Below are 24,163 nucleotides of genomic sequence, written 5' to 3'. Positions count from 1 at the left end.
TGTCGTTCAGATACGTTGTCTGGCAGCAACTACAAAGATCGACATCACCGAAAGGATCGATATCGAAGGAAAAGTCGGTATCGGGCACGAAGGTAGTATGCCCGGCGCGTTGGAGACGGGTCTGCTTTGCCTTGGCTTTTGCCCGGCTCGCCCGTTTACGTTTTTTGGTCTCTGACGCCATGTGTAAGCCTGTGCTGAGGAGGGATCGACTCGATTTCGGCTATGATAACCGATTTCAAAATCCCACAATTTGCAGCCGCAGGCTGCCCAGTTCATGGACAGCAGCGTGCGGTTGCCCTTGATCAGCACATGCTGGTGCAACAGGTGCTTGTTGACCGCACTGAGCGCAGGCCAGCCGCCCGCAGGTGTGCCGTCGGTTTGTGAGCCTTGAAGGGGGACTTTGGATTCAGGCATTGCTTATGTTCTCTCTGGTAACGCCCGTCAAAGGCATAGCGCGCGTATGTGTGATACGCGCGCTTAGAGAGAATTCGTCCGAGTCGACGAGCGTTGCCGACCAGACAGGTCGGCAAGAGGTTCAGTCAGGGAGCAGGCTGTTCAGGGCCTGTTCAGAAAAAGCTCAACCCCACCTGAAACAGCCGCTCCACTTCACGGATGCACTTTTTATCCACAAGGAACATGATCACATGGTCACCGGATTCGATAACGGTGATGTCGTGGGCGATGAGCACTTGTTCGTCGCGGATGATCGCACCGATTGCCGTACCGGTCGGCAGGTTGATGTCCTTGATGGCGCGGCCCACCACCTTGCTGGATTTCGGGTCGCCGTGCGCCACGATCTCGATGGCTTCGGCTGCACCGCGCCGTAACGAGTGCACGCTGACGATATCGCCCCGTCGCACATGAGCCAGCAGCGTGCCGATGGTTGCCAGTTGCGGGCTGACCGCCACATCAATCTCACCGCCCTGGACCAGATCGACGTAGGCCGGGTTATTGATCAGGGTCATTACCTTGCGTGCGCCCAGCCGTTTGGCCAGCAGCGACGACATGATGTTGGCTTCATCGTCGTTGGTCAGCGCCAGGAACAGGTCGGTATTGTTGATGTTTTCTTCCATCAGCAAATCACGGTCCGATGAGCTGCCCTGTAGCACCACCGTACTGTCCAGATGCTCCGACAGATAGCGGCAGCGCGCCGGGTTCACTTCGATGATCTTTACCTGATAGCGGCTTTCAATGGCTTCAGCCAGACGCTCGCCGATGTTGCCACCGCCTGCGATGACGATGCGCTTGTAGTTCTCGTCCAGACGCCTCAGCTCACCCATCACCGCACGAATATCGGCCTTGGCGGCGATGAAGAACACCTCGTCGTCGGCTTCGATGACCGTATCGCCGTGGGGCAGGATCGCCCGGTCGCGCCGATAGATCGCCGCGATACGGGTGTCGACATTGGGCATGTGCGCACGTAACTGGCGCAGCTGCTGGCCCACCAAGGCACCGCCGTAATAGGCTTTGACCGCGACCAGTTGTGCCTTGCCTTCAGCGAAATCGATGACCTGTAGCGCGCCGGGGTACTCGATCAGACGCTTGATGTAATTGGTAACCACCTGTTCCGGGCTGATCAACACGTCGACCGGGATCGCGTTTTTATCGAACAGGCCCGCGCGTGTCAGGTACGCCGCTTCGCGGATGCGCGCGATCTTGGTCGGCGTGTGGAACAGCGTGTGGGCCACCTGGCAGGCGATCATATTGGCTTCGTCGCTGCTGGTCACCGCGACCAGCATGTCGGCGTCGTCTGCGCCCGCCTGGCGCAGGACTGCGGGATAGGAGCCCTTGCCCTGCACGGTACGGATGTCCAGGCGGTCGCCCAGATCGCGTAACCGGTCGCCATCGGTGTCGACCACGGTAATGTCGTTGGCTTCGCCCGCCAGATGCTCGGCCAGCGTACCGCCTACCTGACCTGCACCCAGAATGATGATTTTCACGCGCTTACTCCCGCGCCGCCGCGATCTTGATCAGTTTGGCGTAGTAGAAACCATCGTGGCCGCCTTGCTGGGCCAGCAGCTGGCGACCATGGGCTTGCTTGATACCTGCGGGCGGCTGTCCTGCCTGCCCGGCGATGTCCAGCTCTCTGGCCCCGGAGGTGCGGGCCAGAAACGCCTCGATGACTTCGGTATTTTCGGTCGGCAGTGTCGAGCAGGTCGCGTACACCAGCATGCCGCCTACCTGCAGCGTAGGCCACAACGCATCGAGCAGCTCGCCCTGCAAGGCCGCCAGCGCGACGATGTCGTCTGCCTGACGAGTCAGTTTGATGTCCGGATGACGACGAATCACGCCGGTCGCCGAGCACGGCGCGTCGAGCAGGATGCGCTGGAACGGCTTGCCGTCCCACCACTGCGCCGTTTCGCGGGCGTCGGCAGCGATCAGCTCGGCGTCCAGCCCCAGACGATCAAGGTTTTCACGCACGCGGACCAAGCGCTTGGCTTCGAGGTCCACCGCCACTACGCCGCTCAATTGCGGCTGCACTTCCAGCAAATGGCAGGTCTTGCCACCTGGCGCGCAGCACGCGTCGAGTACGCGTTGCCCGGGTGCGAGCTCCAGCAGATCGGCGGCCAGTTGCGCGGCTTCGTCCTGAACGCTGATCCAGCCTTCGGCAAAACCGGGCAGTGAGCGCACATCGCACGGCTCGGCGAGCACGATGCCGTCCTGACTGAATGTGCACGCACTGGCTTGCAGGCCGGCAGTGTTGAGCAGTTCGAGGTATTGATCGCGACGGTGATGGCGTCGGTTGACGCGCAAAATCATCGGCGGGTGCGCATTGTTGGCCGCGCAGATGGCTTCCCAATGTTCCGGCCAGGCGGCTTTCAGGGCTTTCTGCAGCCAGCGCGGGTGGGCTGTACGCACCACCGGGTCGTGTTCCAGCTCGATCAGCAGCGCTTCGCCATCGCGTTGCGCGTTGCGTAGTACGGCGTTGAGCAAGCCTTTGGCCCACGGTTTTTTCAGCTTTTCAGCGCAGCCAACGGTTTCACCAATGGCCGCATGCGCAGGAATTCGGCTGTAAAACAGCTGGTAAAGACCCACCAGCAGCAACGCCTCGACGTCGGCATCGGCGGCCTTGAAGGGTTTTTGCAACAGTTTGGCCGCCATTGCCGACAGGCGTGGCTGCCAGCGTGCGGTGCCGAACGCCAGATCCTGAGTCAGGCCGCGATCACGCACCTCGACCTTGTCCAGTTGCGTGGGCAGCGAACTATTCAGCGATGCCTTGCCGCTGAGCACGGCAGCCAGTGCCTTGGCGGCGGCCAGACGCGGGTTCATTGACCCAGTACCGTGCCGATGGCGAATTTCTCGCGACGGCTGTTGAACAGATCAGCAAAATTCAGCGGCTTGCCACCCGGCAGTTGCAGACGGGTCAGGCGCAGGGCGTTCTGGCCGCAGGCGACGATCAGGCCGTCCTTGCTTGCGCTGAGGACAGTTCCCGGTACACCCTGCCCTTCGGCCAGATCGGCAGCCAGCACTTTCAGGGTTTCTTCGTTCAACGTGCTGTGGCAGATCGGCCACGGGTTGAAGGCGCGGATCAGACGTTCCAGCTCATCGGCCGGACGTGTCCAGTCGAGACGCGCCTCATCCTTGTTCAATTTATGAGCGTAATTGGCCAGGCTGTCGTCCTGAACCTCGCCGACCAGCGAACCATCCGCCAGCCCTGCAATGGCCTGCAACACCGCTGGTGGGCCGAGTTCGGCAAGACGGTCATGCAGCGTGCCACCGGTGTCCTGTGCGGTGATCGGGGTGACAGCCTTGAGCAGCATCGGCCCGGTGTCCAGACCAGCTTCCATTTGCATCACGGTCACGCCGCTTTCGGCGTCGCCGGCCTGCACCGCGCGCTGAATCGGCGCAGCTCCGCGCCAGCGTGGCAGCAGTGAGGCATGGCTGTTGATGCAGCCCAGACGCGGAATATCCAGCACCACTTGCGGCAGGATCAAGCCGTAGGCGACCACCACCATCAAATCAGGCTTGAGCGCGGCCAGTTCGGCCTGCGCGTCAGGGGCGCGTAGCGTGGGCGGCTGCATGACCGGGATGTCATGCTGCAGTGCCAATTGCTTGACCGGGCTGGGCATCAGCTTTTGTCCACGACCGGCCGGGCGATCAGGCTGGGTGTACACGGCGACGATCTGGTAAGGGCTGTCTAGCAGGGCCTTGAGGTGTTCGGCGGCAAATTCCGGGGTGCCGGCGAAGACGATGCGCAGTGGCTCAGTCATGGAGTTCTCATTATAAAAAAAAAGCCTGTTCAGGCCTTTTGGGGTAACGACGGATCAGGCGTTGAGCTTGTGCTGCTTTTCGAGCTTCTTCTTGATCCGGTCACGCTTGAGGTTGGAAAGGTAATCGACGAACAGCTTGCCGTTCAGGTGATCGCATTCATGCTGGATACAGATGGCGAGCAGGCCCTCGGCAACCAGTTCGTAAGGCTTGCCGTCACGGTCCAGCGCCTTGACGCGAACCTTTTGCGGGCGGTCGACGTTTTCGTAGAAACCGGGAACCGACAGGCAGCCTTCCTGATACTGATCCATTTCGTCGGTCAGCTTTTCGATTTCAGGATTGATGAAGACCCTCGGTTCGCTGCGGTCTTCGCTCAGGTCCATGACGACCACGCGCTTGTGGACGTTGACCTGAGTCGCGGCCAGGCCAATACCTGGCGCTTCGTACATGGTTTCAAACATGTCGTCGACCAACTGGCGAATGCCTTCGTCTACCATCGCCACAGGTTTGGCGATAGTGCGCAGGCGCGAATCGGGAAATTCGAGGATGTTTAGAATGGCCATATACGTAAGAGCTGCACTGTTAAGGTAAAGTCAATGTTGGGTGCCGGGCCCGGGAGTTCAAGGCAGGCAGCCCAGGACAGGACTCTAGGGTTCGCGTGAGGCAACATGATAAAGGGATTCACCGCATGAGGAAATCACTACTCGCCCTGCTGCTGTTGACCGCCAGCGGTCTTGCTCAGGCGCAAGTGCAACTCAGGGAAGGCTATCCGCAGAGTTACACCGTTGTCGCCGGGGACACACTCTGGGACATTTCCGGCAAGTTTTTGCGTGAACCATGGAAATGGCGCGAGATATGGCGGGCCAATCCGCAAGTCCATGATCCTGACCTGATCTACCCCGGTGACACCCTTGCGCTGACCTGGGTCGATGGTCAGCCGCGCGTGACGCTCAATCGGGGCGAGTCGCGCGGGACCATCAAATTGTCACCGCGTGTGCGCAGTACGCCGATGGTCGAGGCCATTCCGAGCATTCCGCTGGGGGCGATCAACGCATTCCTGATCAGCAATCGCATCGTCGACAATGCCGAGCAGTTCGAAAAGGCCCCCTACATCGTTGCGGGCAATGCCGAGCGCGTGCTCAGCGGTAGCGGTGACCGGGCCTATGCACGGGGCACGCTGGACCCGGCGCACACCGTCTACGGCATTTTCCGACAGGGCAAGACCTACACCGACCCACAGACCAAGGAAGTGCTGGGGATCAACGCGGATGACATCGGCAGCGCTGAGGTGGTTGCCTCCGAGGGCGACGTCTCGACCCTGGTTTTGCAGCGCTCTACCCAGGAAGTGCGCCTGGGCGACCGATTGTTCAGCAGCGAGGAGCGAGCGATCAACTCGACTTTCCTGCCCAGCGCCCCGCAAACGCCGATAGAAGGTTTGATTCTGGATGTGCCACGCGGCGTAACCCAGGTCAGCGTGCTGGATGTGGTCACTCTCAACAAAGGCAAACGTGACGGCCTGGCCGAGGGCAACGTGCTGGCGATATACAAAACCAGCGAGACAGTGCGTGACCGAATCACCGGTGAACAGGTGAAAATCCCTGACGAACGGTCTGGCCTGCTCATGGTTTTCCGTACGTACGACAAGCTTAGTTACGCCTTGGTCCTGCAAGCCAACCGATCTTTGGCCATCATGGACAAGGTTCGAAATCCTTAAAGGTATGTTTCAGTTCTGCTACGGATTTGTGTGACGAGCCAGACACTTATCAAATTGTTGTCAACAGAGTTATCCACAGGTTTGTGCATCGTCTGAGATGCACAATGGATCAGGGACGATCTCATGCCACTGTTCGAAAATGCCCTCTCTTCGCCAGCAGAGCTGGAAGCCCGTCTGCGCATGCATCGCTTGCCCGAGATCGGACCGAAACGCTTTTCCAGGCTGATCGAAGCCTTCGGTTCTGCGTCGTCTGCGCTGAGCGCACCGGCCAGTGCATGGCGTGCGCTGGGTATTCCAGGTGCCTGCGCCGAGGCGCGTCGAGCCCCTTCCGTCAGGGACGGTGCCAGTGCTGCATTGACCTGGCTGGAGCGTCCGGCCCAGCATTTGCTGATGTGGGACGACCCTTGCTACCCCGCACTGCTGGCCGAAATCGCCGACCCTCCGCCGCTGATCTTCATTGCCGGCGACCCTTCAATCCTCGAGCGTCCGCAGTTGGGAATGGTCGGCAGTCGTCGCGCTTCCAGACCCGGGCTGGACACCGCCAGAGCTTTTGCGCGCAGCCTGGCGGGTGCCGGTTTTGTGATCACCAGCGGTCTGGCGCGTGGCATTGACGGAGCCGCGCATCAGGGCGCACTGGATGTCGGTGGGCATACAATCGGTGTGCTGGGCACCGGGCTTGAAAAACTTTATCCACAGCAGCATCGTGCGCTCGCCGCGCAGATGGCGGCGCAAGGTGGCGCGGTGATTTCCGAGTTCCCGCTGGACGCTGAACCACAGCCCAGCAACTTCCCGCGGCGCAACCGAATCATCAGCGGCCTGTCGCTCGGCGTGCTGGTGGTCGAGGCCAGTGTTGCCAGCGGCTCGTTGATTACCGCGCGACTGGCCGCCGAGCATGGGCGAGAGGTGTATGCGATACCGGGTTCGATTCACCACCCGGGTGCCAAGGGCTGCCACCAGTTGATACGCGACGGCGCAACGCTGGTCGAGACCGTTGAGCACATTCTTGAAGGCTTGCAGCACTGGAGGAGCGTTGCGCCCGGTGCCCCGCCCGAGACACCTGCCAAACCTGTGCCTTGCGACCATCCACTTCTGGCGCTGTTGCACGCTGCGCCGCATACCAGCGAGGGGTTATCGGTCTCCAGCGGCTGGCCGTTGCCCAAGGTACTGGCGGGCCTGACCGAGCTGGAACTGGACGGCAGAATAAGCTGTGAAGCGGGACGATGGTTCGCCAGAGCGCCCTGAGGTTAAACTGCCGTCAGGATTTAGCGGAGAGACAAACAATGGCCAGCAGTTGGCGTGTGCAACAAGCCGCTCAGGATATTCGAGCCGGTGCGGTGATTGCTTACCCGACCGAGGCAGTCTGGGGCCTGGGGTGTGATCCATGGGATGAAGAAGCGGTTTATCGTTTGCTGGCGATCAAGTCACGGCCAGTGGAAAAAGGCCTGATCCTGATCGCCGACAACATTCGCCAGTTCGACTTTCTGTTCGAAGACTTCCCCCAATTGTGGCTCGACCGAATGGCCAGCACCTGGCCGGGGCCCAATACCTGGCTGGTGCCGCATCAGAACCTGCTGCCCGAGTGGATCACCGGCATTCATGAAACCGTGGCGCTGCGCGTCACCGACCACCCTACGGTGCGCGAACTGTGCGCGTTGGTCGGCCCGTTGATTTCCACATCGGCCAACCCGGCAGGTCGCCCGGCTGCCCGTTCGCGGCTGCGCGTCGAGCAGTACTTCCGGGGTCAGATCGACGGTGTGCTGGGCGGCAGCCTGGGCGGCCGCCGAAACCCCAGCGTGATCCGTGATATCGCGACCGGCCAGGTCATGCGCGCTGGCTGACGCTGGCGGGAGTGCTGGCTCAGGGAATCAGAATGGTCGAGCCAGTGGTGCGCCGAGCGGACAGCTCGGTTTGCGCCTTGGCGGCGTCCTTCAAGGCGTACTGCTGAATGTTGTCGACCTTGAGTTTGCCGCTGGCGAGCATGTCGAACAGCTCGTCAGCCATGGCTTGCAGGTTCTGCGCATTGTTTGCGTAGGTGCCCAGCGTCGGGCGGGTGACATACACCGAGCCTTTTTGCGCCAGAATCCCCAGATTCACACCTGAGACCGGTCCGGACGCATTGCCGAAGCTCACCACCAGCCCACGCGGTGCCACGCTGTCGAGCGATGTCAGCCAAGTGTCCTGCCCCACGCCGTCGTAGACCACCGGGCACTTCTTGCCGTCGGTGAGTTCCAGCACACGTTTGGCGACGTCTTCGTGGCTGTAGTCGATGGTTTCCCAGGCACCCAGCGCCTTGGCGTGAGCGGCCTTCTCCGGTGAGCTGACCGTGCCGATCAGCTTCGCGCCCAATGCCTTGGCCCACTGACAGGCCAACGAGCCGACACCACCCGCCGCCGCATGAAACAGAATGATCTCGCCCGGCTTCACCTGATAGGTCTGGCGCAGCAGGTATTGCACGGTCAGGCCCTTGAGCATCAACGCAGCGGCCTGCTCGAAACTGACCGAGTCCGCCAGCTTCACCAGATTCGCCTCAGGCAGCACATGCACGTCGCTGTACGCACCCAGAGGCCCGGTGCCATAGGCGACACGATCACCGACCTTGAAGCGCGTCACCTCATCACCCACCGCCTCGACCACACCCGCCCCTTCAGCACCGAGCCCTGAAGGCAACTCAGGCGCTGGATACAGCCCGCTACGGTAATAGGTATCAATGAAATTCAGGCCAATGGCCTTGTTGCGCACAACCACCGCCTGCGGCCCCGGAGCCTCTGGCTCGAAATCGACATATTCAAGAACCTCGGGTCCTCCGACAGTGCTGAACTGGATACGCTTTGCCATGTGCTCTCTCCTTGATGGTGACTAATATCTTATGCATCAGGCAGACAAAGGTAGCACGCTGCGCAGTCGCAAAAATGAAGCCCTATCTGGTTTTCATCTCTGGGAAAGGACAAGCAGAAAGCCTTCGATCAGCGCATCACCGTTGGTGCTTTTTGATTCCAGGCTCACCATCGACGGAAAGTCCTCATAGGACAGGAAAAAGGCTTCGCCTTTTATCTGCACGTCCCAGACGCGTACATCCACAGCGTAGGACTTTGACGTAACGATGCCTCCCAGCAGGCCTAGAACGAAGTCAGCATAGCGAGGGAAATCCTCCCAATCGACTTCCGCTGAAAGATTGAGGCATGAATTGCCGGAGCGCATTTTTTCGATAGCCAGCTCTTCGACATTGCAGACGGCCTTCACGTCAGGTTCTCCTCGCGTAAGTAGGAGTTCGATTAATCAGGCAGTTTTCCAAGTAATACAAACTGCGAAAGCACCTATCGGACTCCTTCCCCCGGCCTTCGTCAACTGCCAGCCCGCGCTGCCGATGGTATGCTACGCGCCAATTTGCCTGCGCCTCTTTTGCTGCGCCTCTTTTGCTGCGGAGGCTCAGCCGTTTGACGTCAGCCGTAAGGGATCCTCATGAGTACCCGTACCGAGGCCGTAAAAGCCTACCTGCTCGACCTGCAAGACCGGATCTGCACCGCGCTCGAGCAGGAAGATGGCAACGCACACTTTGTGGAAGATGCCTGGACGCGTCCGGCGGGCGGCGGTGGTCGCACGCGGGTGATCGAGAATGGCGCGGTCATCGAGAAAGGTGGTGTCAATTTTTCCCACGTGTTCGGCAGCAACCTGCCTCCGTCGGCCAGTGCCCACCGGCCTGAGCTGGCCGGGCGTGGTTTCGAGGCGCTGGGCGTGTCGCTGGTGATTCACCCGCACAACCCGCATGTGCCGACGTCTCACGCCAATGTGCGGTTCTTCATTGCCGAGAAAGAAGGCGAGGAGCCGGTCTGGTGGTTTGGTGGTGGTTTCGATTTGACGCCCTACTATGGCGTCGAGGAAGACTGCGTACACTGGCACCGGGTGGCCGAACGCGCCTGTGCGCCGTTCGGCGACGATGTCTACCCGCGCTACAAGGCGTGGTGCGACAGTTACTTCCACCTCAAGCATCGTGATGAGCCACGCGGTATCGGTGGTCTGTTTTTCGATGACGTGAACCAGTGGGATTTCGATACCAGCTTTGCCTTCATCCGCGCCATCGGTGATGCGTTTATCAATGCCTACCTGCCGATCGTGCGTCGTCGTAAGGCTGCGGCCTACACGGTGCAGCAGCGCGAATTTCAGGAATTCCGTCGGGGGCGCTACGTCGAGTTCAACCTGGTGTACGACCGCGGCACGCTGTTCGGTCTTCAATCGGGTGGCCGTACCGAATCGATCCTCATGTCGCTGCCGCCGCAAGTGCGCTGGGGTTATGACTGGAAAGCCGCTCCGGGCAGTGAAGAGGCGCGTCTGACCGAATACTTCCTGACTGATCGCGACTGGCTGGCGGACAACTGATGGACCGTTACGTCGTCTTCGGTAACCCCATTGGCCACAGCAAGTCGCCGTTGATTCATCGCCTGTTCGCCGAGCAAACCGGGCAGACGCTGGATTACCAGACGTCGCTGGCACCTTTGGATGATTTCACCGCATTTGCCCAGGCGTTTTTCCAGACCGGACGTGGTGCCAACGTGACTGTGCCGTTCAAGGAAGAAGCCTATCGCCTCGCTGATAGCCTGACCGAGCGCGGGCAGCGTGCGGGAGCCGTGAACACCTTGAGCAAGCTCGATGACTGTACGCTGCTGGGTGACAACACCGACGGTGCCGGGCTGGTGCGCGACCTGACAGTCAATTGCGGGCGCAGCCTGCGTGGTCAGCGCATTCTGTTGCTGGGTGCGGGTGGTGCTGTTCGTGGCGCGCTGGAGCCGTTGCTGGCGGAGCAACCCGCAGTGCTGGTGATTGCCAATCGCACCGTTGAAAAAGCCGAACGACTGGCTCAGGAATTTGCGGATCTTGGCCCTGTGTTTGCCAGCAGCTTCGATTGGCTTGAAGAACCGGTGGATGTGATCATCAATGCCACCTCTGCCAGTCTGGCCGGAGAGCTGCCACCGATTTCCCCGAGCCTTATCCAGCCCGGTGCGACCTTCTGCTACGACATGATGTACAGCAAAGAGCCCACCGCCTTTTGCCGCTGGGCCACTGAACAGGGTGCGGCACAGTCGGTTGATGGCTTGGGTATGCTGGTGGAGCAGGCGGCAGAAGCTTTCCTGCTATGGCGCGGCGTGCGGCCGGACTCGGCTCCGGTACTGGCCGAGTTGCGCAGGCTGCTGGCGGCTGGTTGACTGAGAGACTATCGTGCCAATGCTCCGCGTTGGCATGCCGTTCTGGACGCTCCGCGTCCTCTTGCGACGCGGAGCGTCAGGACGATGAGTTATGGCTCAATCCTCAAACAGAATCGGGCAGTTCTGCGGCCCTTCCAGCTTGTTCAATTCCTCGATCACTTGCGACCTGGCATTGCGCAGGATCAGTAATCGCCCCTGACGGCCCAGACGTCTCGCTTCCTGATGAAGCATTTCCACGCCTGAGTAATCGATGAAGTTGATCTGCTGCGCATCGATTACCACACGCAGCCCTTCAGTGCGTTGCAGGCGGGTTTGCAGGTAGTGGCTGGCACCGAAAAAGATTGAGCCGCCGACCCGCAGCACATCCTCATCGCCTTCGCGCCATTGCTGCACGCGCGGTTGTGAGGTGCGTTTGAGGTAGAAGAACAGCGAGGCCAGCACACCGGCATAAATCGCGGTTTGCAGCTCCAGCAGCAGGGTGGCCAGACAGGTCAGCGCCATCACGAAAAACTCGGCGCGGCTGACACGGAACAGTGCGCGAATGCCACGACGATCCACCAGGCCCCAGCAGATCAGCAGGATCGAGGCGGCCATGGCCGGGATTGGAATGTGCGAGATCAACGAGGCTCCGGCGACCGCGAACAATGCCACCCATAATGCCGAAAAAACGCCCGCCAACGGCGAACGCGCACCCGCCTCGTAACTCAGCGCCGCACGGGTGAACGATCCCGCTGACAGGTAGCCGGAAAACAGCGAGCCGACCATATTCGACAGACCTTGCGCACGGACTTCCTGATTGGCGTTGAGCATCTGCTGCGAACGTGCCGACAGCGAGCGGGCAATCGACAGGCTGTTGACCAGCCCCAGCATGCCCACCGCCACTGCTGTCGGCAGCAGCTTGAGGATCAGCTCAAGGTCCAGCGGTAGCGGGCTGAAAGGCGGTAGATGGCCAACGAAGGCACTGACCACACGGACATGGCCGAACATCGCCGGCCACAGCCACACCAACAGGCTGCTCGATACCAATGCAATCAATAAGGTTGGCCAGCGGGGCACCAGGAGTTTGAGCCCGATGCCCAGCGCCAGGGTCAACAGACCCAGTGTCAGTGAAGGTAGATCGACCTCTCCACGATGTTCTAACACGGCGGTCAGACTTCTAAGGGCGGTGGTCTGACTCGGCAGGTCAATGCCCAGCAGATTGGGCATCTGCCCGAGTGCAATGACTATTGCAGCGCCCAGTGTGAAACCGAGCACCACCGAGTGCGAAACGAAATTCACCAGCGCACCGAAGCGCATCATCCCAAGCAATAGCTGGAATACACCGGCGATGAACGTCAGCAGCAGGATCAACATTATGTAGTCCTGACTGGCCGGAACGGCGAGCGGACTGACACTGGCATACAGCACGATGGAAATAGCCGCGGTCGGCCCACAGATGAGGTGCCAGGACGAGCCCCACAGACAGGCGATCAGAACGGGAACAATGGCGGCGTACAGACCGTACTCCGGAGGCAGCCCGGCGATCAGTGCGTAAGCGATGGACTGCGGCAGGGCCAGAATGGCACCGCTCAAGCCCACCAGCGCATCACGCCCGACGCTGGCGCGACTCTGCTGCGGCAGCCAGGCTAGAAACGGTAGAATTTTATGGCGATTGAGCCAGCGCATCGGTCCCTCGAGTGAATTGAACGTAGAGGACGCAGAGCGTCCAAAACGGCATACCCACGCGGAGCATGGGCACGATAGTTGGACACCTATCGTTCCTCACGCTCCAGCGTGGGGATGCCTTGGGTGACGCCCCGCGTCACAGATCTGCGCCACGCCGCGTGCTCAAGACCTTACGCCTACAACCTGGCTTTCACCGCCGCCAGCCCATCCTTGCCATCAATCGTCTTCACGCCCTCCAGCCACGTGTCCAGTACTGCGGGATTGGCCTTGATCCAGGCCCTTGCCGCTGCGCTGTTGCTGACCTTGTTGTTCGCCACTTCGGCCATGATGCTGTTTTCCATGTCCAGGGTGAAGCTCAGATTGGTCAGCAGCTTGCCGACGTTTGGACAGGCTTGCGCATAACCCTTGCGAGTCAGGGTGAAGACCGAACCGGTATCGCCAAAGTATTTCTCGCCGCCCTTGAGGTAATGCATACCTTTGATCTGCACGTTCATCGGATGCGGGGTCCAGCCGAGGAAGACCACAAACGCCTTGCGCTTCACGTTGCGATTGACCTCGGCGAGCATCGCCGTCTCGCTCGACTCGACCAGCTTCCATTTGCCCAGATCGAATTCGTTCTTCTTGATGATCTCCTGCAGCGACAGGTTGGCAGGTGCGCCAGAGCCAATGCCATAGATCTTCTGGTCGAACTTGTCAGCGAATTTATTCAGGTCGGCAAAATCATGCACGCCGGCGTCCCACACATAGTCCGGCACGGCCAGAGTGAACTCGGTGCCTTCAAGGTTCCTGGCCAATTGCGTTACATCGCCGGTCGCCACGAACTTGTCGTAAAAGCCCTGCTGCGCCGGCATCCAGTTACCCAGAAAAACATCCAGCTTGCCGTCTTTCAGGCCGCCATAGGCAATCGGCACGGCCAGGGTGTCGACCTTGGCCTTGTAGCCCAGACCTTCAAGCGCCACGCTGGCGATAGCATTGGTGGCCCCAATGTCACTCCAGCCCGGATCGGCCATTTTCACGGTGCTGCAACTTGCGTCCTCTGCCTGCGCCGCAAGGCTGCCGAACGTCATGACCGCGACCGCAACGGCTGTGGATAACTTCTTCATTGATGTACCCCTTTTGATTTTTTTGGTGTGGGCAGGGTCAAGGTTGCGGAAAACGTGCCTTACGCTCCAGATCGTCCAGATCAATGTGGTTGCGCATGTACTGCTGACTGGCGTCGACCAGTGGCTGGTGATCCCAACTCTTCAGCTTGCCGGTTGCCAGCGATTTGGCGACGAAGCGCCTTCTGCGCTGGCTGGCGAGCACCTGTTGGTGTATCGCCGGGATATCCCACTTGGCTCGAGCTTCAGCCAGGAAGTCATTGAACAGCTTTTCATGGGCGGGTGACTGGCTCAGATCCTTCTGCTCTTTCGGGTCCTTCTTCACATCGAAGAGCAGGCACGGGTCCTGCTCCGAATAGATGAATTTGTAAGCGCCGCGACGGATCATCATCAACGGGCTGGTCGTGCCTTCGGCCATGTACTCGCCGAACACCTCATCGTGCCCGCCCTTGCGTTTCAGGTGCGGCATCAGCGAGCGTCCATCCAGTGGCAACCCGGCGTCCAGTTTGCCGTTGGCCATTTCGACGAAGGTCGGCAGCAAGTCGGCAGTCGACACCGACGCACTGACCCGCCCTGGCTTGAACTGGCCCGGCGAATACACCACCAACGGCACGCGGGCGGCCATTTCGAACCAGTGCATTTTGTACCAGAGGCCCTTCTCGCCCAGCATGTCGCCGTGATCGCCGGAGAACACCACGATGGTGTCTTCCGCCAGCCCGACTTCATCCAGCGTCTGCATCAGCTTGCCGACGTTGAGGTCGATGTAGCTGCACGCGCCAAAGTAGGCGCGGCGCGCATCACGAATCTTGTCGGTCGGCATGGGCTTGTCCCACAGGTCATAGACCTTGAGCAGCCGTTGCGAATGCGGGTCCAGCGCGGCCTGATTGGCGTGCGGCGGCGGCATCGGGATCTCTTCGTCGGCGTACAGGTCCCAGAACGGCTTGGGAATGGTGTACGGATCATGAGGATGAGTCATGGAAACGGTCAGGCAGAAAGGCGCATCACCGTCCTGGCGTACGTAGTCGTACAGATACTGCTGGGACTTGAACAGCACTTCTTCATCGAAATCCAGCTGGTTGGTACGAATGCACGGGCCGGCCTGCAACACTGAGGACATGTTGTGATACCAGCTCGGACGCACGTCCGGCTCGTCCCAGTTGACCGACCAGCCATAGTCGGCCGGGTAAATGTCACTGGTCAGGCGCTCTTCGTAACCATGCAGTTGATCCGGCCCACAGAAATGCATCTTGCCTGCCAGAGCGGTCTTGTAGCCCAGCGCACGCAGATAGTGAGCGTAGGTTGGAATATCAGCGGGGAAATCGGCTGCGTTGTCGTACGCGCCGATCTTGCTTGGCAGCTGACCGCTGACCAGTGTGAAACGCGATGGTGCGCACAGAGGGCTGTTGCAATACGCTGAATCGAACACCACGCCGTCGGCAGCAAGGCGGCTCAGATTCGGCATCAGGATTGGAGACCGGGAGTAAAACGGCAACATTGGCGCGGCCATTTGATCGGCCATGATGAACAGAATATTTTTGCGCTTCATGTAATCGCTGCATCTCATTGTGAAAATTTATGCGAAAGTGCCGGGTACGAGGATGAAGTCGTCGTGTTTGATGGTAAAGCCCATGCGCAGCAATGCCTAGGATAAGCACCGCTTATGTTTGAAGCTTTTGGCGACATGTCCCTTGATCTGCTGCGTGCCTTTGAAGTCGCGGCTCGCTTGCGCAGCTTCACTGCGGCGGCTATCGAACTGGGCACTACTCAGCCTGCCGTCAGCCAGCAGATCAAGCGCCTTGAAGAACAGCTGGCCACCCGTCTGTTTGACCGGATCTATCGCGGCATCGAGCTTACTGAAGCCGGCGAAATATTGTTCAGCCATGTGCAGGCTGGCCTGCAATCCATCGACAGCGGACTGATAGCGATCACCGAACAGCACCAGCACGAAGTGCTTCAAGTGGCGACCGACTTTGCCTTCGCCGCCTACTGGCTGATGCCGCGTCTGCACCGTTTCCACAAGGTCAACCCGGACGTGGATGTCAGCCTGGTCACCAGCGAGCGTACCCACAGCATGTTACGCGCAGATATCGACGTTGCCGTACTGTTCGGCGACGGACGCTTCAAGCAAGGCGAAAGCCATTGGCTGTTCAGCGAAGAAGTCTTTCCAGTGTGCAGCCCGCAACTGATCACGGGTCGCCAGACGCCGCTGCCCAACGAGGCACTGCGCGACTTTCCGCTCTTGCACCTGCGCGGCGAAAGCAGCAACAACTGGTTCGACTGGGCAGGCGTATTCCGCGCCCTCGACATCCCCCAGGCCCCTACCCCCGGCCAGCTGCGTTTCGACAACTACACCCTGCTCATCCAGGCTGCGATTGGCGGACAAGGCATCGCCATCGGTTGGAAACACCTGGTCGACGACCTCCTCGATCAAGGCCTGCTCTGCCGCCCCATCGCCGGAGCCGCCATTTCCGGCCAAGGCTATTACGTGGTTTTGCCCCAGCGCAAACGGCGCGTGCAGATCGTCCAGCAGTTCATGGACTGGCTGGCGAGTGAGCAGGCGTTGAGCGGGGTTTCGCTGGCGGGCAGGCCGTTGCCGTCGATTGCGGTGTAAGCAGGCGTTCATTTTTTGGTCAGGAAGGACTCATACATGCAAGACACCCACGGCTACCACGCCCATATCTATTTCAACGCCCAAACCCTGAACCAGGCCCGAGCCCTGTGCGAAGCCGCGACCGAGAAATTTGCGCTGCAGATGGGCCGCGTTCACCAAAAGCTGGTTGGGCCGCATCCGGACTGGAGTTGCCAGTTGGCGTTCGGGCATGAGCAGTTGGCTGACGTCACTTTATGGCTCGCGTTGAATCGCGATGGGCTGGTCGTGTTTCTGCATCCGTTGACGGGCGATGAGCTGCGCGACCATACCGACCATGCCATCTGGATGGGCGCGGTTCGGCCTTTGAATCTGGGCGCTCTGGGTGGCTGATAGCCGGCTTCTCGGCCGTTTTCCTTCAGTGGTTACAAGCGCATTCCTCGTCGAAAAGATCGGTGTAAGATAGCTCCGCTGAAAAATGACCAATCGGTCCGTTGCAGCGCAAATTTCAACAAAATGGTCATGCATACGCGTCAACATCGATAAGCCGCCTTTCACGGGCTGCCTGAAATGAATGCTGAAAGACCAGACAGAGGATCATCAGAAATGCCGGATCTACTCATCGACGGTAAGACCCTTCACTACGCTGACCAAGGCACCGGGCCGGTTGTCTTGCTCGGTCACAGTTACCTTTGGGACAAGGCGATGTGGAGTGCGCAGATCGACACGCTGGCCAGCCGGTATCGGGTGATTGTGCCGGACCTTTGGGGGCATGGGGATTCCAGCGGTTTTCCGGAAGGCACCCGCAATCTCGATGATCTCGCCCGCCATGCGCTGGCGCTGCTGGATCATTTGAATATCGAGCGTTGCAGCATCGTCGGGCTGTCGGTGGGCGGCATGTGGGGTGCGATTGCTGCGCTGCTCGCGCCAGAGCGCATTACCGGGCTGGTGCTGATGGACACTTATCTGGGCAAAGAGTCGGAAGCCAAGAAAGCCTACTATTTCTCGTTGCTCGACAAGCTGGAAGAGGCCGGTGCCTTTCCTGAGCCGCTGTTGGACATTGTGGTGCCGATCTTCTTCCGGCCTGGCATTGACCCGCAGTCGCCGGTGTATCAGGCGTTCCGCTCCGCATTGGCGGGTATGAATGCAGAGCAGTTGCGCCAGACTGTAGTGCCTCTGGGGCGAATGATCTTTGGTCGTGACGATCGGCTTGGGTTGATAGAGCAACTGAATGCAGACACCACGCTGGTGATGTGTGGCGATGCTGACATCCCGCGTCCGCCTGAAGAAACCCGTGAGATGGCCAGCCTGATTGGCTGCTCTTACGTGCTGGTGCCTGAAGCGGGTCATATCGCCAATCTGGAAAACCCGGATTTTGTGTCAGGGGCGCTGATGACGTTTTTGGCGCGGGTTAATCAGCAGCAGGGTTGAGGCGGGCTGGTTTCTTTGCTGGGACCTCAAGATCGGACGCGGAGCGTCCAGAACGGCATGCGACGCGGAGCGTCGCACGATAGTTGAGATTATCGTTCCGCACGCTCCAGCGTGGGAATGCCGTTCGTGACGCTCCGCGTCACAAGTCTGTGTGTCACCGCGTATTCAAGGGCGTCAGCAGACCATCAATTCAACACACCATCCAGAATCGCATACACAATCCCCGAACCCACGGCGATCAGTACGACGTCGGTGCCCAGGCGTCGCCATTCGTAGCCGTCATAATGTGGCAGGTATTGCAGCGAGCGGCTGTCCAGGCGTTTACCGTAACCAGGTGGCAACGGACGGCCTTTGGCGATGTGTACACCAGGTGGCAGCGGCTGGCCTCGGCCGATGACGTCGCGGTGCTGCTGGAAGGTCTCGCGTACCGGGCCGAAATCCTGCGGTGGGCGGTTGCCGCCACGGTTGTCCTGATGGGCCTGTCTGCCTGGCTGAGTGGACGGGCCCTTGTCTGGACCCCGGCCGTTATCGTTGCCCGGACCACGGTCATTAGCGCGCTCGTTATGGCCGCCGTTGTTCTGCGGTCCCTGCTGCTGGCCGCCGCGGTTGTCGTCCGGGCCATCACCGCGCTGGTCAGGCGGCGCCGCTTGCAGTAGCGGGCTGGCGCTGATCATCAAGATACCCAGCCCGGTGATAAAACGGTTTGGCAGTTTCATGGTGCTTCCTCAGCTTCACTCAATGCAGCAAAAAGGGGTTCATGACATTGGTCATGAACCCCTTGTGTCGTGCTACATAGAACCGCTGATAGCGCTTTGATTCCTTTGTATCAGAAACTTTACCCTCAGCCGATGCGTGCGTTACGTACACCTTCGGCCAATGCGGCGCACAGAGTCAACACGCCATCGATTGCCTTTTCAGGCGACTCGGCAGTGGCGATCTTATCGACGAACGCCGAGCCCACTACAACGCCGTCTGCCAGGCGAGCAATGGCCGCTGCCTGCTCGGGTGTGCGGATACCGAAACCGACGCTGATCGGCAGGCTGGTGTGGCGACGCAGGCGTGCGATGGCTTCAGTAACGTGCTCGGTGGTCGCCGAGCCAGCACCAGTTACACCGGCAACCGACACGTAGTAGACAAACCCGGAGCTGCGCTCCAACACACGCGGCAAGCGCGCATCGTCGGTGGTTGGCGTGGTCAGGCGGATGAAGTCGATACCGGATGCCTGTGCAGGCGTTGCCAGTTCGGCGTCGTGCTCAGGAGGCAGGTCAACGATGATCAGACCGTCGACGCCCGCTTCTTTTGCCTGCGCCACGAAGGCTTCGACGCCAAAGCGGTGGATCGGGTTGTAGTAACCCATCAGCACAATCGGCGTGGTCTGATCGTTCACACGGAATTCGCTGACCATCTGCAGGGTTTTCTGCAGGGTCTGGCCCGCGTCCAGAGCGCGTAGCGTAGCGAGCTGAATCGCCACACCGTCTGCCATCGGATCAGTGAACGGCATGCCCAACTCGATCACGTCAGCACCCGCAGCAGGCAGGCCCTTCAGGACTTGCAGCGAGGTGTCGTAGCCTGGGTCGCCGGCGGTGATGAAAGTGACCAGCGCCGCACGACCTTCGGTTTTCAGCTGGGCGAAACGTTGTTCGAGACGGCTCATACCAGCTTCTCCTGAGTTTTTTCGGCGGCTGCCATATGGTTCATGACGGTTTGCATGTCTTTGTCACCGCGCCCGGAAAGGCACACGACCATCAGGTGGTCGTCGCGCAGGTTGGTTGCCCGCTTCATGGCTTCGGCCAGTGCGTGAGCGGTTTCCAGTGCCGGGATGATGCCTTCGAGCAGGCAGCATTGATGGAAGGCATCCAGCGCTTCGTCATCGGTGATGCTGACGTACTCGACGCGTTTCACTTCGTGCAGGAAGGCGTGCTCAGGGCCGATACCCGGATAGTCCAGGCCAGCAGAGATCGAATGCGCGTCAGTGATCTGCCCGTCGCCATCCTGGAGCAGGTAGGTACGGTTGCCGTGCAGCACGCCCGGTACGCCGCCATTGAGGCTGGCCGCGTGCTTGTCGGTATCCACGCCGTGACCGCCCGCTTCAACGCCGATGATTTCTACGCTGGCGTCATCGAGGAACGGATGGAACAGGCCCATGGCGTTGGAGCCGCCGCCCACGCAGGCGATCAGGCTGTCCGGCAGACGACCTTCCTTCTCCTGCATCTGCTCTTTGGTTTCCTTGCCGATGATGGCCTGGAAATCACGCACCATTGCCGGATACGGATGCGGACCTGCCACAGTGCCGATCAGGTAGAAGGTGTCATCGACGTTGGTCACCCAGTCACGCAGGGCTTCGTTCATCGCATCTTTCAGGGTGCCGGTGCCGGAAGTGACTGGTACGATTTCAGCGCCCAGCAGCTTCATGCGGAACACGTTGGCCTGCTGACGCTCGATGTCGGTCGCGCCCATGTAGATCACGCAAGGCAAGCCAAAGCGCGCCGCGACGGTAGCGGTAGCAACGCCGTGCATGCCCGCGCCGGTTTCCGCAATCAGGCGTTTTTTGCCCATGCGCTTGGCCAGCAATACCTGGCCGATGCAGTTGTTGATCTTGTGCGCGCCGGTGTGGTTCAGCTCTTCGCGCTTGAAGTAGATCTTCGCGCCGCCACAGAATTCGGTCAGGCGCTCGGCGAAGTACAGCGGGTTTGGACGGCCCACGTAATCGCGCTGGAAGTAGGCCATTTCCTTGGCGAACTCCGGGTCGGCCTTGGCGGCTTCGTACTCGCGGTTGAGGTCTAGCACCAGCGGCATCAGGGTTTCAGCCACGTAGCGGCCGCCGAATGAGCCGAACAGGCCGTTGGCGTCGGGGCCGCTGCGGAAGTTGGTCTGGGTCATGAAGTGCTCCAGTTGCAGTATTGGGCGAATGAATTGAGCCGGATCGGCAATGGGTCCACTTTAACCAGCGCACGGCTCGATGAAAACCGATAAGATCGCTGCAACCTGTCAGGAAAACTCACAGATCATGAGCCGCGACCTTCCTCCCCTCAACGCCCTGCGTGCCTTCGAAAGCACCGCCCGACTTGGCAGCGTCAGTCAGGCCGCCGAACAGCTGAACGTGACGCACGGTGCTGTCAGTCGCCAATTGAAAGTGCTTGAAGAGCACTTGGGTGTAAGCCTGTTCAGCAAGGACGGACGAGCCTTGAAACTCACAGATGCAGGCATTCGGTTACGCGATGTGAGTGGCGAAGCATTCGATCGATTGCGCGGCGTATGTGTCGAACTGAGCAAGGGCAGCGCAGACGCGCCATTCGTGTTGGGATGTTCCGGCAGCCTGCTGGCGCGCTGGTTCATACCGCGTTTGAGCCGTCTTAATGCCGAGTTGCCAGACCTGCGCCTGCACCTGTCGGCAGGTGAAGGCGACCTTGATCCGCGCCGGCCCGGCCTGGATGCATTGCTGGTATTCGCCGAGCCGCCGTGGCCTGCAGACATGCAGGTATTCGAACTGGCGAGCGAACGAATAGGGCCGGTCTTGAGCCCACGCTTCGCGCGATTCGAAAGTCTGCGCGATGCACCCGCCGCAGCGCTGCTCAAAGAATCACTGTTGCAAACCACCTCACGTCCGCAAGCCTGGCCGAGCTGGGCGCAGCAGAACGGCATCGATCCGCAGTCATTGCGTTACGGGCAGGGTTTCGAGCATTTGTATTATTTGCTGGAGGCGGCTGTGGCGGGCCTGGGCATTGCGATTGCGCCGGAGCCTTTGGTCATCGATGACCTTAAAGCCGGTCGCCTGGCTGCGCCATGGGGTTTCAGCGAAACCCCGGCGCAGCTGGCGCTTTGGGTACCCAGACGTGCGGCCGATGGACGGGCGCGACAGCTTGCTCAGTGGTTGAAAAATGAGCTGAAGCGGTCTGAGGACCCGATCAGAATCTGATCAGTTACCGCGCTTGAACAGCATGTAGGCAGTGATCAGGCCAATGGCACCTACCGCAACACCAGCGGTGGTCCAAGGGTGCTCCTGAGCATAGTCACGAGTTGCCAGTGCATTTTCGCGGGTTTTCTCTTTAACGTCTTCGTAGACATCGCTGAGCAGGCTGCGCGAATGGCTCAGTGCGCTTTCAGCGTTGGCTTTCAGATTTTTCAGTGTCTTGCGCGACTCGTCGGTAGCGTCGGCTTTCAGGCCCTCGAGGGACTTCAGGAGGCTCTCGATCTCAGCTTCCATACTCTGCAACGAGGCTTTGCGAAGTGACGTAGTAGCCATGGTGTTTCTCCTGCAATGATGAGTGGGCGTGTTGTTTCCGACTCCGGGCTTTTTGGAAAGTGCGATGGGATTTTTGCAAAGCGCTGAACTTTTGCGCGCGTTCTCCTGACAGAAGCAGGGAGCGCGGTCTATATCGCGTCTTTTCCAGACCTTCAGGAGAACTGCCATGACCGATCATCACACGTACAAAAAAGTTGAAATCGTAGGCTCTTCCACTACCACTATCGAAGACGCCATCAACAACGCCCTGGCCGAAGCCAGCAAAAGCCTCGACCTGATGGAATGGTTTGAAGTGACCGAAACCCGCGGCCATATCGAAAACGGCAAAGTCGCGCATTTCCAGGTCACCTTGAAAGTCGGCTTCCGCATTACCAATAGCTGATGCCCTTCTGAACCTTTCGGCTGGCCGATTGCCATAACCTGCGCTACACACTCAGATATGGCCACACGGTTGATGTGTGGGCGTGGGGGTTTTCAATGGGCGCCTGTTCCGATGGCGTCTTCATTTGGCCGGACGAGAGGGATTACCCATGAAGAAGTTTTTGTTGGCTGTAGGCTTGCTGAGCATTGCAGGCACTGCCCTCGCGGCAGGCAAGCCATGTGAAGAGTTGAAAAGTGAAATCGACGCCAGACTCCAGGCGAAGGGCGTAACGTCCTACACGCTGGAAGTGGTCGAGAAAGGCAGCGCGTCCGACAAGCAAGTCGTCGGCACCTGCGAAGGCGGCACCAAGGAAGTCGTTTACCAGCGCGGTTGATTGCCAGCCGGGCCTGACTCAGGTCGGTTCGCCCGGCTAATCCCGTTTGCAGGTTTCACGAACAGCATCGCCCCGGGCTGTCATCCAGTCCGGGGCGATGCTGTTTTTGAAGCCCGCGTTGTGACCCGAAAGGTTGCTATCAGCCTTGTGCGACCTGCGCCAGAATCTCGTAGGACCGCAGCCTGTCCTCGTGCTCATACATGTCGCACGTGAAGATCAGTTCATCGGCATCGGTCTGTTCAAGCAGCACATCCAGTTTGGCGCGGATCTTGTCCGGGCCACCCACCATCGCCAGCCCCAGGAAGCTTGCCACCGCTTCACGCTCGTGCGGCAGCCACAGGCCGTCCATGGACTCGACTGGCGGGCGCTGCATCAGACTGTGCCCGCGCATCAGCGCCAGGATGCGCTGGTAAACAGATGTCGCGAGGTATTCGGCCTGTTCGTCGGTATCGGCTGCCGACAGCGGAACGCCGAGCATCACGTAGGGTTTGTCGAGCACGGCCGATGGCTGGAAGTGATTGCGGTACACGCGAATCGCCTCATGCATGTAACGCGGCGCAAAATGCGACGCGAAGGCATATGGCAAACCGCGCATGCCTGCCAGTTGAGCACTGAACAGGCTCGAGCCCAGTAGCCAGATCGGCACGTTGGTGTCTGAGCCAGGAACAGCGATCACTTTTTGATCAGGCGTACGCGGCCCCAGATATTCCATCAGCTCGGTGACGTCATCCGGAAAATCTTCGGCGCTGCCGGAGCGTTCGCGGCGCAAGGCGCGAGCGGTCATCTGATCGGAACCCGGCGCGCGACCCAGCCCCAGATCAATCCGACCGGGATACAGGCTGGCCAGCGTGCCGAACTGCTCGGCAACCACCAGTGGTGCATGGTTGGGCAGCATGATCCCACCAGCCCCGACACGAATGGTCGACGTGCCGCCTGCCAGGTAGGCGAGCAGCACCGAGGTCGCTGAACTGGCGATGCCGTCCATGTTGTGGTGCTCGGCCACCCAGAAGCGGTTGTAACCCAGCTTTTCAACATGCTGGGCAAGGTTGAGCGAGTTGCGCAGGGAATCGGCGGGCCCTTTGTCGTGGCGCACCGGCACCAGATCAAGGGTGGAAATTTTTACATCTGCCAGACGTTTCATAGGCCGGGGTGGCTCCTCGAATTGTGATGGGCTGGCTGCTAGAGCTGCCCACGATGAAACAGCAGTGCGGGCGCAAGTCTGGCTTTTCAATGGCAGGCGGATAAAAACCTACTTAAACGC

26 protein-coding genes are annotated in these 24,163 nt (G+C 59.9%); 11 read left to right on the top strand and 15 right to left on the bottom strand.

Annotation, left to right across the window (positions count from 1 at the left end):
* Window positions 1–6: 6 nt before the first annotated feature.
* From AC4ANK_RS28430 to def, 5 genes are all read right to left on the bottom strand, one after another.
* Window positions 7–414: a hypothetical protein gene (locus tag AC4ANK_RS28430; protein ID WP_237901246.1), complete on the bottom strand. Its 408-nt coding sequence runs from the start codon at window positions 412–414 to the stop codon at window positions 7–9.
* 152 nt (window positions 415–566) lie between these two features.
* The gene (gene trkA, locus AC4ANK_RS28425; protein WP_005732751.1) at window positions 567–1,940 is read right to left on the bottom strand and encodes a Trk system potassium transporter TrkA; all 1,374 of its coding nucleotides are present in this window, start codon (window positions 1,938–1,940) and stop codon (window positions 567–569) included.
* Between the two features lie 4 nt (window positions 1,941–1,944).
* Window positions 1,945–3,270 (bottom strand): 16S rRNA (cytosine(967)-C(5))-methyltransferase RsmB, encoded by a 1,326-nt coding sequence (gene rsmB / locus AC4ANK_RS28420; protein WP_002551331.1) that lies wholly within the window; start codon window positions 3,268–3,270, stop codon window positions 1,945–1,947.
* Window positions 3,267–4,211: a methionyl-tRNA formyltransferase gene (gene fmt, locus AC4ANK_RS28415; protein ID WP_002551332.1), complete on the bottom strand. Its 945-nt coding sequence runs from the start codon at window positions 4,209–4,211 to the stop codon at window positions 3,267–3,269. Before fmt ends, rsmB begins: the two co-directional genes overlap by 4 nt.
* Before the next feature lie 54 nt (window positions 4,212–4,265).
* On the bottom strand, window positions 4,266–4,772 hold the full coding sequence (def, locus tag AC4ANK_RS28410) for a peptide deformylase (protein WP_002551333.1): 507 nt from the start codon (window positions 4,770–4,772) through the stop codon (window positions 4,266–4,268).
* 125 nt (window positions 4,773–4,897) lie between these two features.
* Here def and AC4ANK_RS28405 point away from each other — a divergent pair, with 125 nt between their 5' ends.
* The 3 genes from AC4ANK_RS28405 to tsaC all read left to right on the top strand — a co-directional run bounded on the left by AC4ANK_RS28405 (window position 4,898) and on the right by tsaC (window position 7,761).
* Entirely contained in the window at window positions 4,898–5,923 is a 1,026-nt protein-coding gene (locus AC4ANK_RS28405; RefSeq protein WP_002551334.1) for a LysM peptidoglycan-binding domain-containing protein, read from the top strand.
* Between the two features lie 123 nt (window positions 5,924–6,046).
* Window positions 6,047–7,165 carry a DNA-processing protein DprA gene (gene dprA / locus AC4ANK_RS28400; protein WP_002551335.1) on the top strand — a complete coding sequence of 373 codons (1,119 nt, stop codon included), beginning with the start codon at window positions 6,047–6,049 and terminating at the stop codon, window positions 7,163–7,165.
* 38 nt (window positions 7,166–7,203) lie between these two features.
* The gene (tsaC, locus tag AC4ANK_RS28395; protein WP_002551336.1) at window positions 7,204–7,761 is read left to right on the top strand and encodes an L-threonylcarbamoyladenylate synthase type 1 TsaC; all 558 of its coding nucleotides are present in this window, start codon (window positions 7,204–7,206) and stop codon (window positions 7,759–7,761) included.
* 19 nt (window positions 7,762–7,780) lie between these two features.
* On the opposite strand, the gene AC4ANK_RS28390 is transcribed toward tsaC, so the two are convergent.
* Window positions 7,781–8,758 (bottom strand): NADPH:quinone reductase, encoded by a 978-nt coding sequence (locus tag AC4ANK_RS28390; protein WP_002551337.1) that lies wholly within the window; start codon window positions 8,756–8,758, stop codon window positions 7,781–7,783.
* Window positions 8,759–8,851: 93 nt separating this feature from the next.
* Complete coding sequence (locus AC4ANK_RS28385) at window positions 8,852–9,163, bottom strand: DUF3630 family protein (protein WP_031597698.1); 312 nt, start codon at window positions 9,161–9,163, stop codon at window positions 8,852–8,854.
* Window positions 9,164–9,382: 219 nt separating this feature from the next.
* Here AC4ANK_RS28385 and hemF point away from each other — a divergent pair, with 219 nt between their 5' ends.
* The gene (gene hemF / locus AC4ANK_RS28380) at window positions 9,383–10,297 is read left to right on the top strand and encodes an oxygen-dependent coproporphyrinogen oxidase (protein WP_002551339.1); all 915 of its coding nucleotides are present in this window, start codon (window positions 9,383–9,385) and stop codon (window positions 10,295–10,297) included.
* A complete protein-coding gene (gene aroE, locus AC4ANK_RS28375; RefSeq protein ID WP_002551340.1) occupies window positions 10,297–11,121 on the top strand; it encodes a shikimate dehydrogenase in 825 nt (274 codons plus the stop codon). Before hemF ends, aroE begins: the two co-directional genes overlap by 1 nt.
* 96 nt (window positions 11,122–11,217) lie before the next feature.
* Here aroE and AC4ANK_RS28370 read toward each other — a convergent pair whose 3' ends face one another.
* The 3 genes from AC4ANK_RS28370 to betC form a co-directional block, all read right to left on the bottom strand.
* On the bottom strand, window positions 11,218–12,786 hold the full coding sequence (locus AC4ANK_RS28370) for a SulP family inorganic anion transporter (protein WP_031597697.1): 1,569 nt from the start codon (window positions 12,784–12,786) through the stop codon (window positions 11,218–11,220).
* 176 nt (window positions 12,787–12,962) lie between these two features.
* Complete coding sequence (locus AC4ANK_RS28365) at window positions 12,963–13,889, bottom strand: choline ABC transporter substrate-binding protein (RefSeq protein WP_031597696.1); 927 nt, start codon at window positions 13,887–13,889, stop codon at window positions 12,963–12,965.
* A gap of 37 nt (window positions 13,890–13,926) precedes the next feature.
* Window positions 13,927–15,432, bottom strand: coding sequence for a choline-sulfatase (gene betC, locus AC4ANK_RS28360; RefSeq protein ID WP_011167293.1), 1,506 nt, complete (start codon window positions 15,430–15,432; stop codon window positions 13,927–13,929).
* A gap of 114 nt (window positions 15,433–15,546) precedes the next feature.
* Here betC and AC4ANK_RS28355 point away from each other — a divergent pair, with 114 nt between their 5' ends.
* The 3 genes from AC4ANK_RS28355 (at window position 15,547) to AC4ANK_RS28345 (ending at window position 17,904) form a co-directional block, all read left to right on the top strand.
* Window positions 15,547–16,497: a choline sulfate utilization transcriptional regulator gene (locus tag AC4ANK_RS28355; protein WP_002551343.1), complete on the top strand. Its 951-nt coding sequence runs from the start codon at window positions 15,547–15,549 to the stop codon at window positions 16,495–16,497.
* Window positions 16,498–16,533: 36 nt separating this feature from the next.
* The gene (locus AC4ANK_RS28350; protein ID WP_002551344.1) at window positions 16,534–16,866 is read left to right on the top strand and encodes a DOPA 4,5-dioxygenase family protein; all 333 of its coding nucleotides are present in this window, start codon (window positions 16,534–16,536) and stop codon (window positions 16,864–16,866) included.
* A gap of 213 nt (window positions 16,867–17,079) precedes the next feature.
* Entirely contained in the window at window positions 17,080–17,904 is an 825-nt protein-coding gene (locus AC4ANK_RS28345; RefSeq protein WP_002551345.1) for an alpha/beta fold hydrolase, read from the top strand.
* A 185-nt stretch (window positions 17,905–18,089) separates the two neighbouring features.
* Here the strand turns inward: AC4ANK_RS28345 and AC4ANK_RS28340 are convergent, their stop codons facing one another.
* From AC4ANK_RS28340 to trpB, 3 genes are all read right to left on the bottom strand, one after another.
* Window positions 18,090–18,620: an anti-virulence regulator CigR family protein gene (locus AC4ANK_RS28340; protein WP_002551346.1), complete on the bottom strand. Its 531-nt coding sequence runs from the start codon at window positions 18,618–18,620 to the stop codon at window positions 18,090–18,092.
* A 125-nt stretch (window positions 18,621–18,745) separates the two neighbouring features.
* Window positions 18,746–19,558 carry a tryptophan synthase subunit alpha gene (gene trpA / locus AC4ANK_RS28335; protein WP_005732766.1) on the bottom strand — a complete coding sequence of 271 codons (813 nt, stop codon included), beginning with the start codon at window positions 19,556–19,558 and terminating at the stop codon, window positions 18,746–18,748.
* On the bottom strand, window positions 19,555–20,784 hold the full coding sequence (gene trpB, locus AC4ANK_RS28330) for a tryptophan synthase subunit beta (protein ID WP_002551347.1): 1,230 nt from the start codon (window positions 20,782–20,784) through the stop codon (window positions 19,555–19,557). Before trpB ends, trpA begins: the two co-directional genes overlap by 4 nt.
* A 79-nt stretch (window positions 20,785–20,863) precedes the next feature.
* Between trpB and AC4ANK_RS28325 the strand changes: the two genes are divergently transcribed.
* Window positions 20,864–21,820 (top strand): LysR family transcriptional regulator, encoded by a 957-nt coding sequence (locus AC4ANK_RS28325; protein WP_031597695.1) that lies wholly within the window; start codon window positions 20,864–20,866, stop codon window positions 21,818–21,820.
* On the opposite strand, the gene AC4ANK_RS28320 is transcribed toward AC4ANK_RS28325, so the two are convergent.
* On the bottom strand, window positions 21,821–22,147 hold the full coding sequence (locus tag AC4ANK_RS28320) for an ElaB/YgaM/YqjD family protein (protein ID WP_002551349.1): 327 nt from the start codon (window positions 22,145–22,147) through the stop codon (window positions 21,821–21,823).
* Window positions 22,148–22,313: 166 nt separating this feature from the next.
* Here AC4ANK_RS28320 and AC4ANK_RS28315 point away from each other — a divergent pair, with 166 nt between their 5' ends.
* Both AC4ANK_RS28315 and AC4ANK_RS28310 read left to right on the top strand, forming a co-directional pair.
* Window positions 22,314–22,529, top strand: a complete 216-nt coding sequence (locus AC4ANK_RS28315) for a dodecin (RefSeq protein ID WP_002551350.1) — start codon at window positions 22,314–22,316, stop codon at window positions 22,527–22,529.
* Between the two features lie 148 nt (window positions 22,530–22,677).
* The gene (locus AC4ANK_RS28310; protein ID WP_002551351.1) at window positions 22,678–22,902 is read left to right on the top strand and encodes a DUF1161 domain-containing protein; all 225 of its coding nucleotides are present in this window, start codon (window positions 22,678–22,680) and stop codon (window positions 22,900–22,902) included.
* Window positions 22,903–23,041: 139 nt separating this feature from the next.
* Here the strand turns inward: AC4ANK_RS28310 and AC4ANK_RS28305 are convergent, their stop codons facing one another.
* Complete coding sequence (locus AC4ANK_RS28305) at window positions 23,042–24,043, bottom strand: LLM class flavin-dependent oxidoreductase (RefSeq protein ID WP_002551352.1); 1,002 nt, start codon at window positions 24,041–24,043, stop codon at window positions 23,042–23,044.
* Window positions 24,044–24,163 lie beyond the last annotated feature (120 nt).

Source organism: Pseudomonas sp. Pmew2, from assembly GCF_058129885.1.
This window is presented reverse-complemented; position numbering and strand designations above follow the sequence as displayed.

Bases quoted from the DNA above. Each gene is read 5' to 3' on its own strand.
- dprA (WP_002551335.1), top strand. From the start codon at position 6,047: ATGCCACTGTTCGAAAATGCCCTCTCTTCGCCAGCAGAGCTGGAAGCC.
- AC4ANK_RS28310 (WP_002551351.1), top strand. From the start codon at position 22,678: ATGAAGAAGTTTTTGTTGGCTGTAGGCTTGCTGAGCATTGCAGGCACT.
- trpB (WP_002551347.1), bottom strand. From the start codon at position 20,784: ATGACCCAGACCAACTTCCGCAGCGGCCCCGACGCCAACGGCCTGTTC.
- rsmB (WP_002551331.1), bottom strand. From the start codon at position 3,270: ATGAACCCGCGTCTGGCCGCCGCCAAGGCACTGGCTGCCGTGCTCAGC.
- AC4ANK_RS28365 (WP_031597696.1), bottom strand. From the start codon at position 13,889: ATGAAGAAGTTATCCACAGCCGTTGCGGTCGCGGTCATGACGTTCGGC.
- AC4ANK_RS28340 (WP_002551346.1), bottom strand. From the start codon at position 18,620: ATGAAACTGCCAAACCGTTTTATCACCGGGCTGGGTATCTTGATGATC.
- tsaC (WP_002551336.1), top strand. From the start codon at position 7,204: ATGGCCAGCAGTTGGCGTGTGCAACAAGCCGCTCAGGATATTCGAGCC.
- hemF (WP_002551339.1), top strand. From the start codon at position 9,383: ATGAGTACCCGTACCGAGGCCGTAAAAGCCTACCTGCTCGACCTGCAA.
- betC (WP_011167293.1), bottom strand. From the start codon at position 15,432: ATGAAGCGCAAAAATATTCTGTTCATCATGGCCGATCAAATGGCCGCG.
- trpA (WP_005732766.1), bottom strand. From the start codon at position 19,558: ATGAGCCGTCTCGAACAACGTTTCGCCCAGCTGAAAACCGAAGGTCGT.
- AC4ANK_RS28350 (WP_002551344.1), top strand. From the start codon at position 16,534: ATGCAAGACACCCACGGCTACCACGCCCATATCTATTTCAACGCCCAA.
- AC4ANK_RS28355 (WP_002551343.1), top strand. From the start codon at position 15,547: ATGTTTGAAGCTTTTGGCGACATGTCCCTTGATCTGCTGCGTGCCTTT.
- AC4ANK_RS28305 (WP_002551352.1), bottom strand. From the start codon at position 24,043: ATGAAACGTCTGGCAGATGTAAAAATTTCCACCCTTGATCTGGTGCCG.
- AC4ANK_RS28345 (WP_002551345.1), top strand. From the start codon at position 17,080: ATGCCGGATCTACTCATCGACGGTAAGACCCTTCACTACGCTGACCAA.
- AC4ANK_RS28325 (WP_031597695.1), top strand. From the start codon at position 20,864: ATGAAAACCGATAAGATCGCTGCAACCTGTCAGGAAAACTCACAGATC.
- def (WP_002551333.1), bottom strand. From the start codon at position 4,772: ATGGCCATTCTAAACATCCTCGAATTTCCCGATTCGCGCCTGCGCACT.
- aroE (WP_002551340.1), top strand. From the start codon at position 10,297: ATGGACCGTTACGTCGTCTTCGGTAACCCCATTGGCCACAGCAAGTCG.
- AC4ANK_RS28430 (WP_237901246.1), bottom strand. From the start codon at position 414: ATGCCTGAATCCAAAGTCCCCCTTCAAGGCTCACAAACCGACGGCACA.
- AC4ANK_RS28320 (WP_002551349.1), bottom strand. From the start codon at position 22,147: ATGGCTACTACGTCACTTCGCAAAGCCTCGTTGCAGAGTATGGAAGCT.
- AC4ANK_RS28315 (WP_002551350.1), top strand. From the start codon at position 22,314: ATGACCGATCATCACACGTACAAAAAAGTTGAAATCGTAGGCTCTTCC.
- fmt (WP_002551332.1), bottom strand. From the start codon at position 4,211: ATGACTGAGCCACTGCGCATCGTCTTCGCCGGCACCCCGGAATTTGCC.
- AC4ANK_RS28390 (WP_002551337.1), bottom strand. From the start codon at position 8,758: ATGGCAAAGCGTATCCAGTTCAGCACTGTCGGAGGACCCGAGGTTCTT.
- AC4ANK_RS28370 (WP_031597697.1), bottom strand. From the start codon at position 12,786: ATGCGCTGGCTCAATCGCCATAAAATTCTACCGTTTCTAGCCTGGCTG.
- AC4ANK_RS28405 (WP_002551334.1), top strand. From the start codon at position 4,898: ATGAGGAAATCACTACTCGCCCTGCTGCTGTTGACCGCCAGCGGTCTT.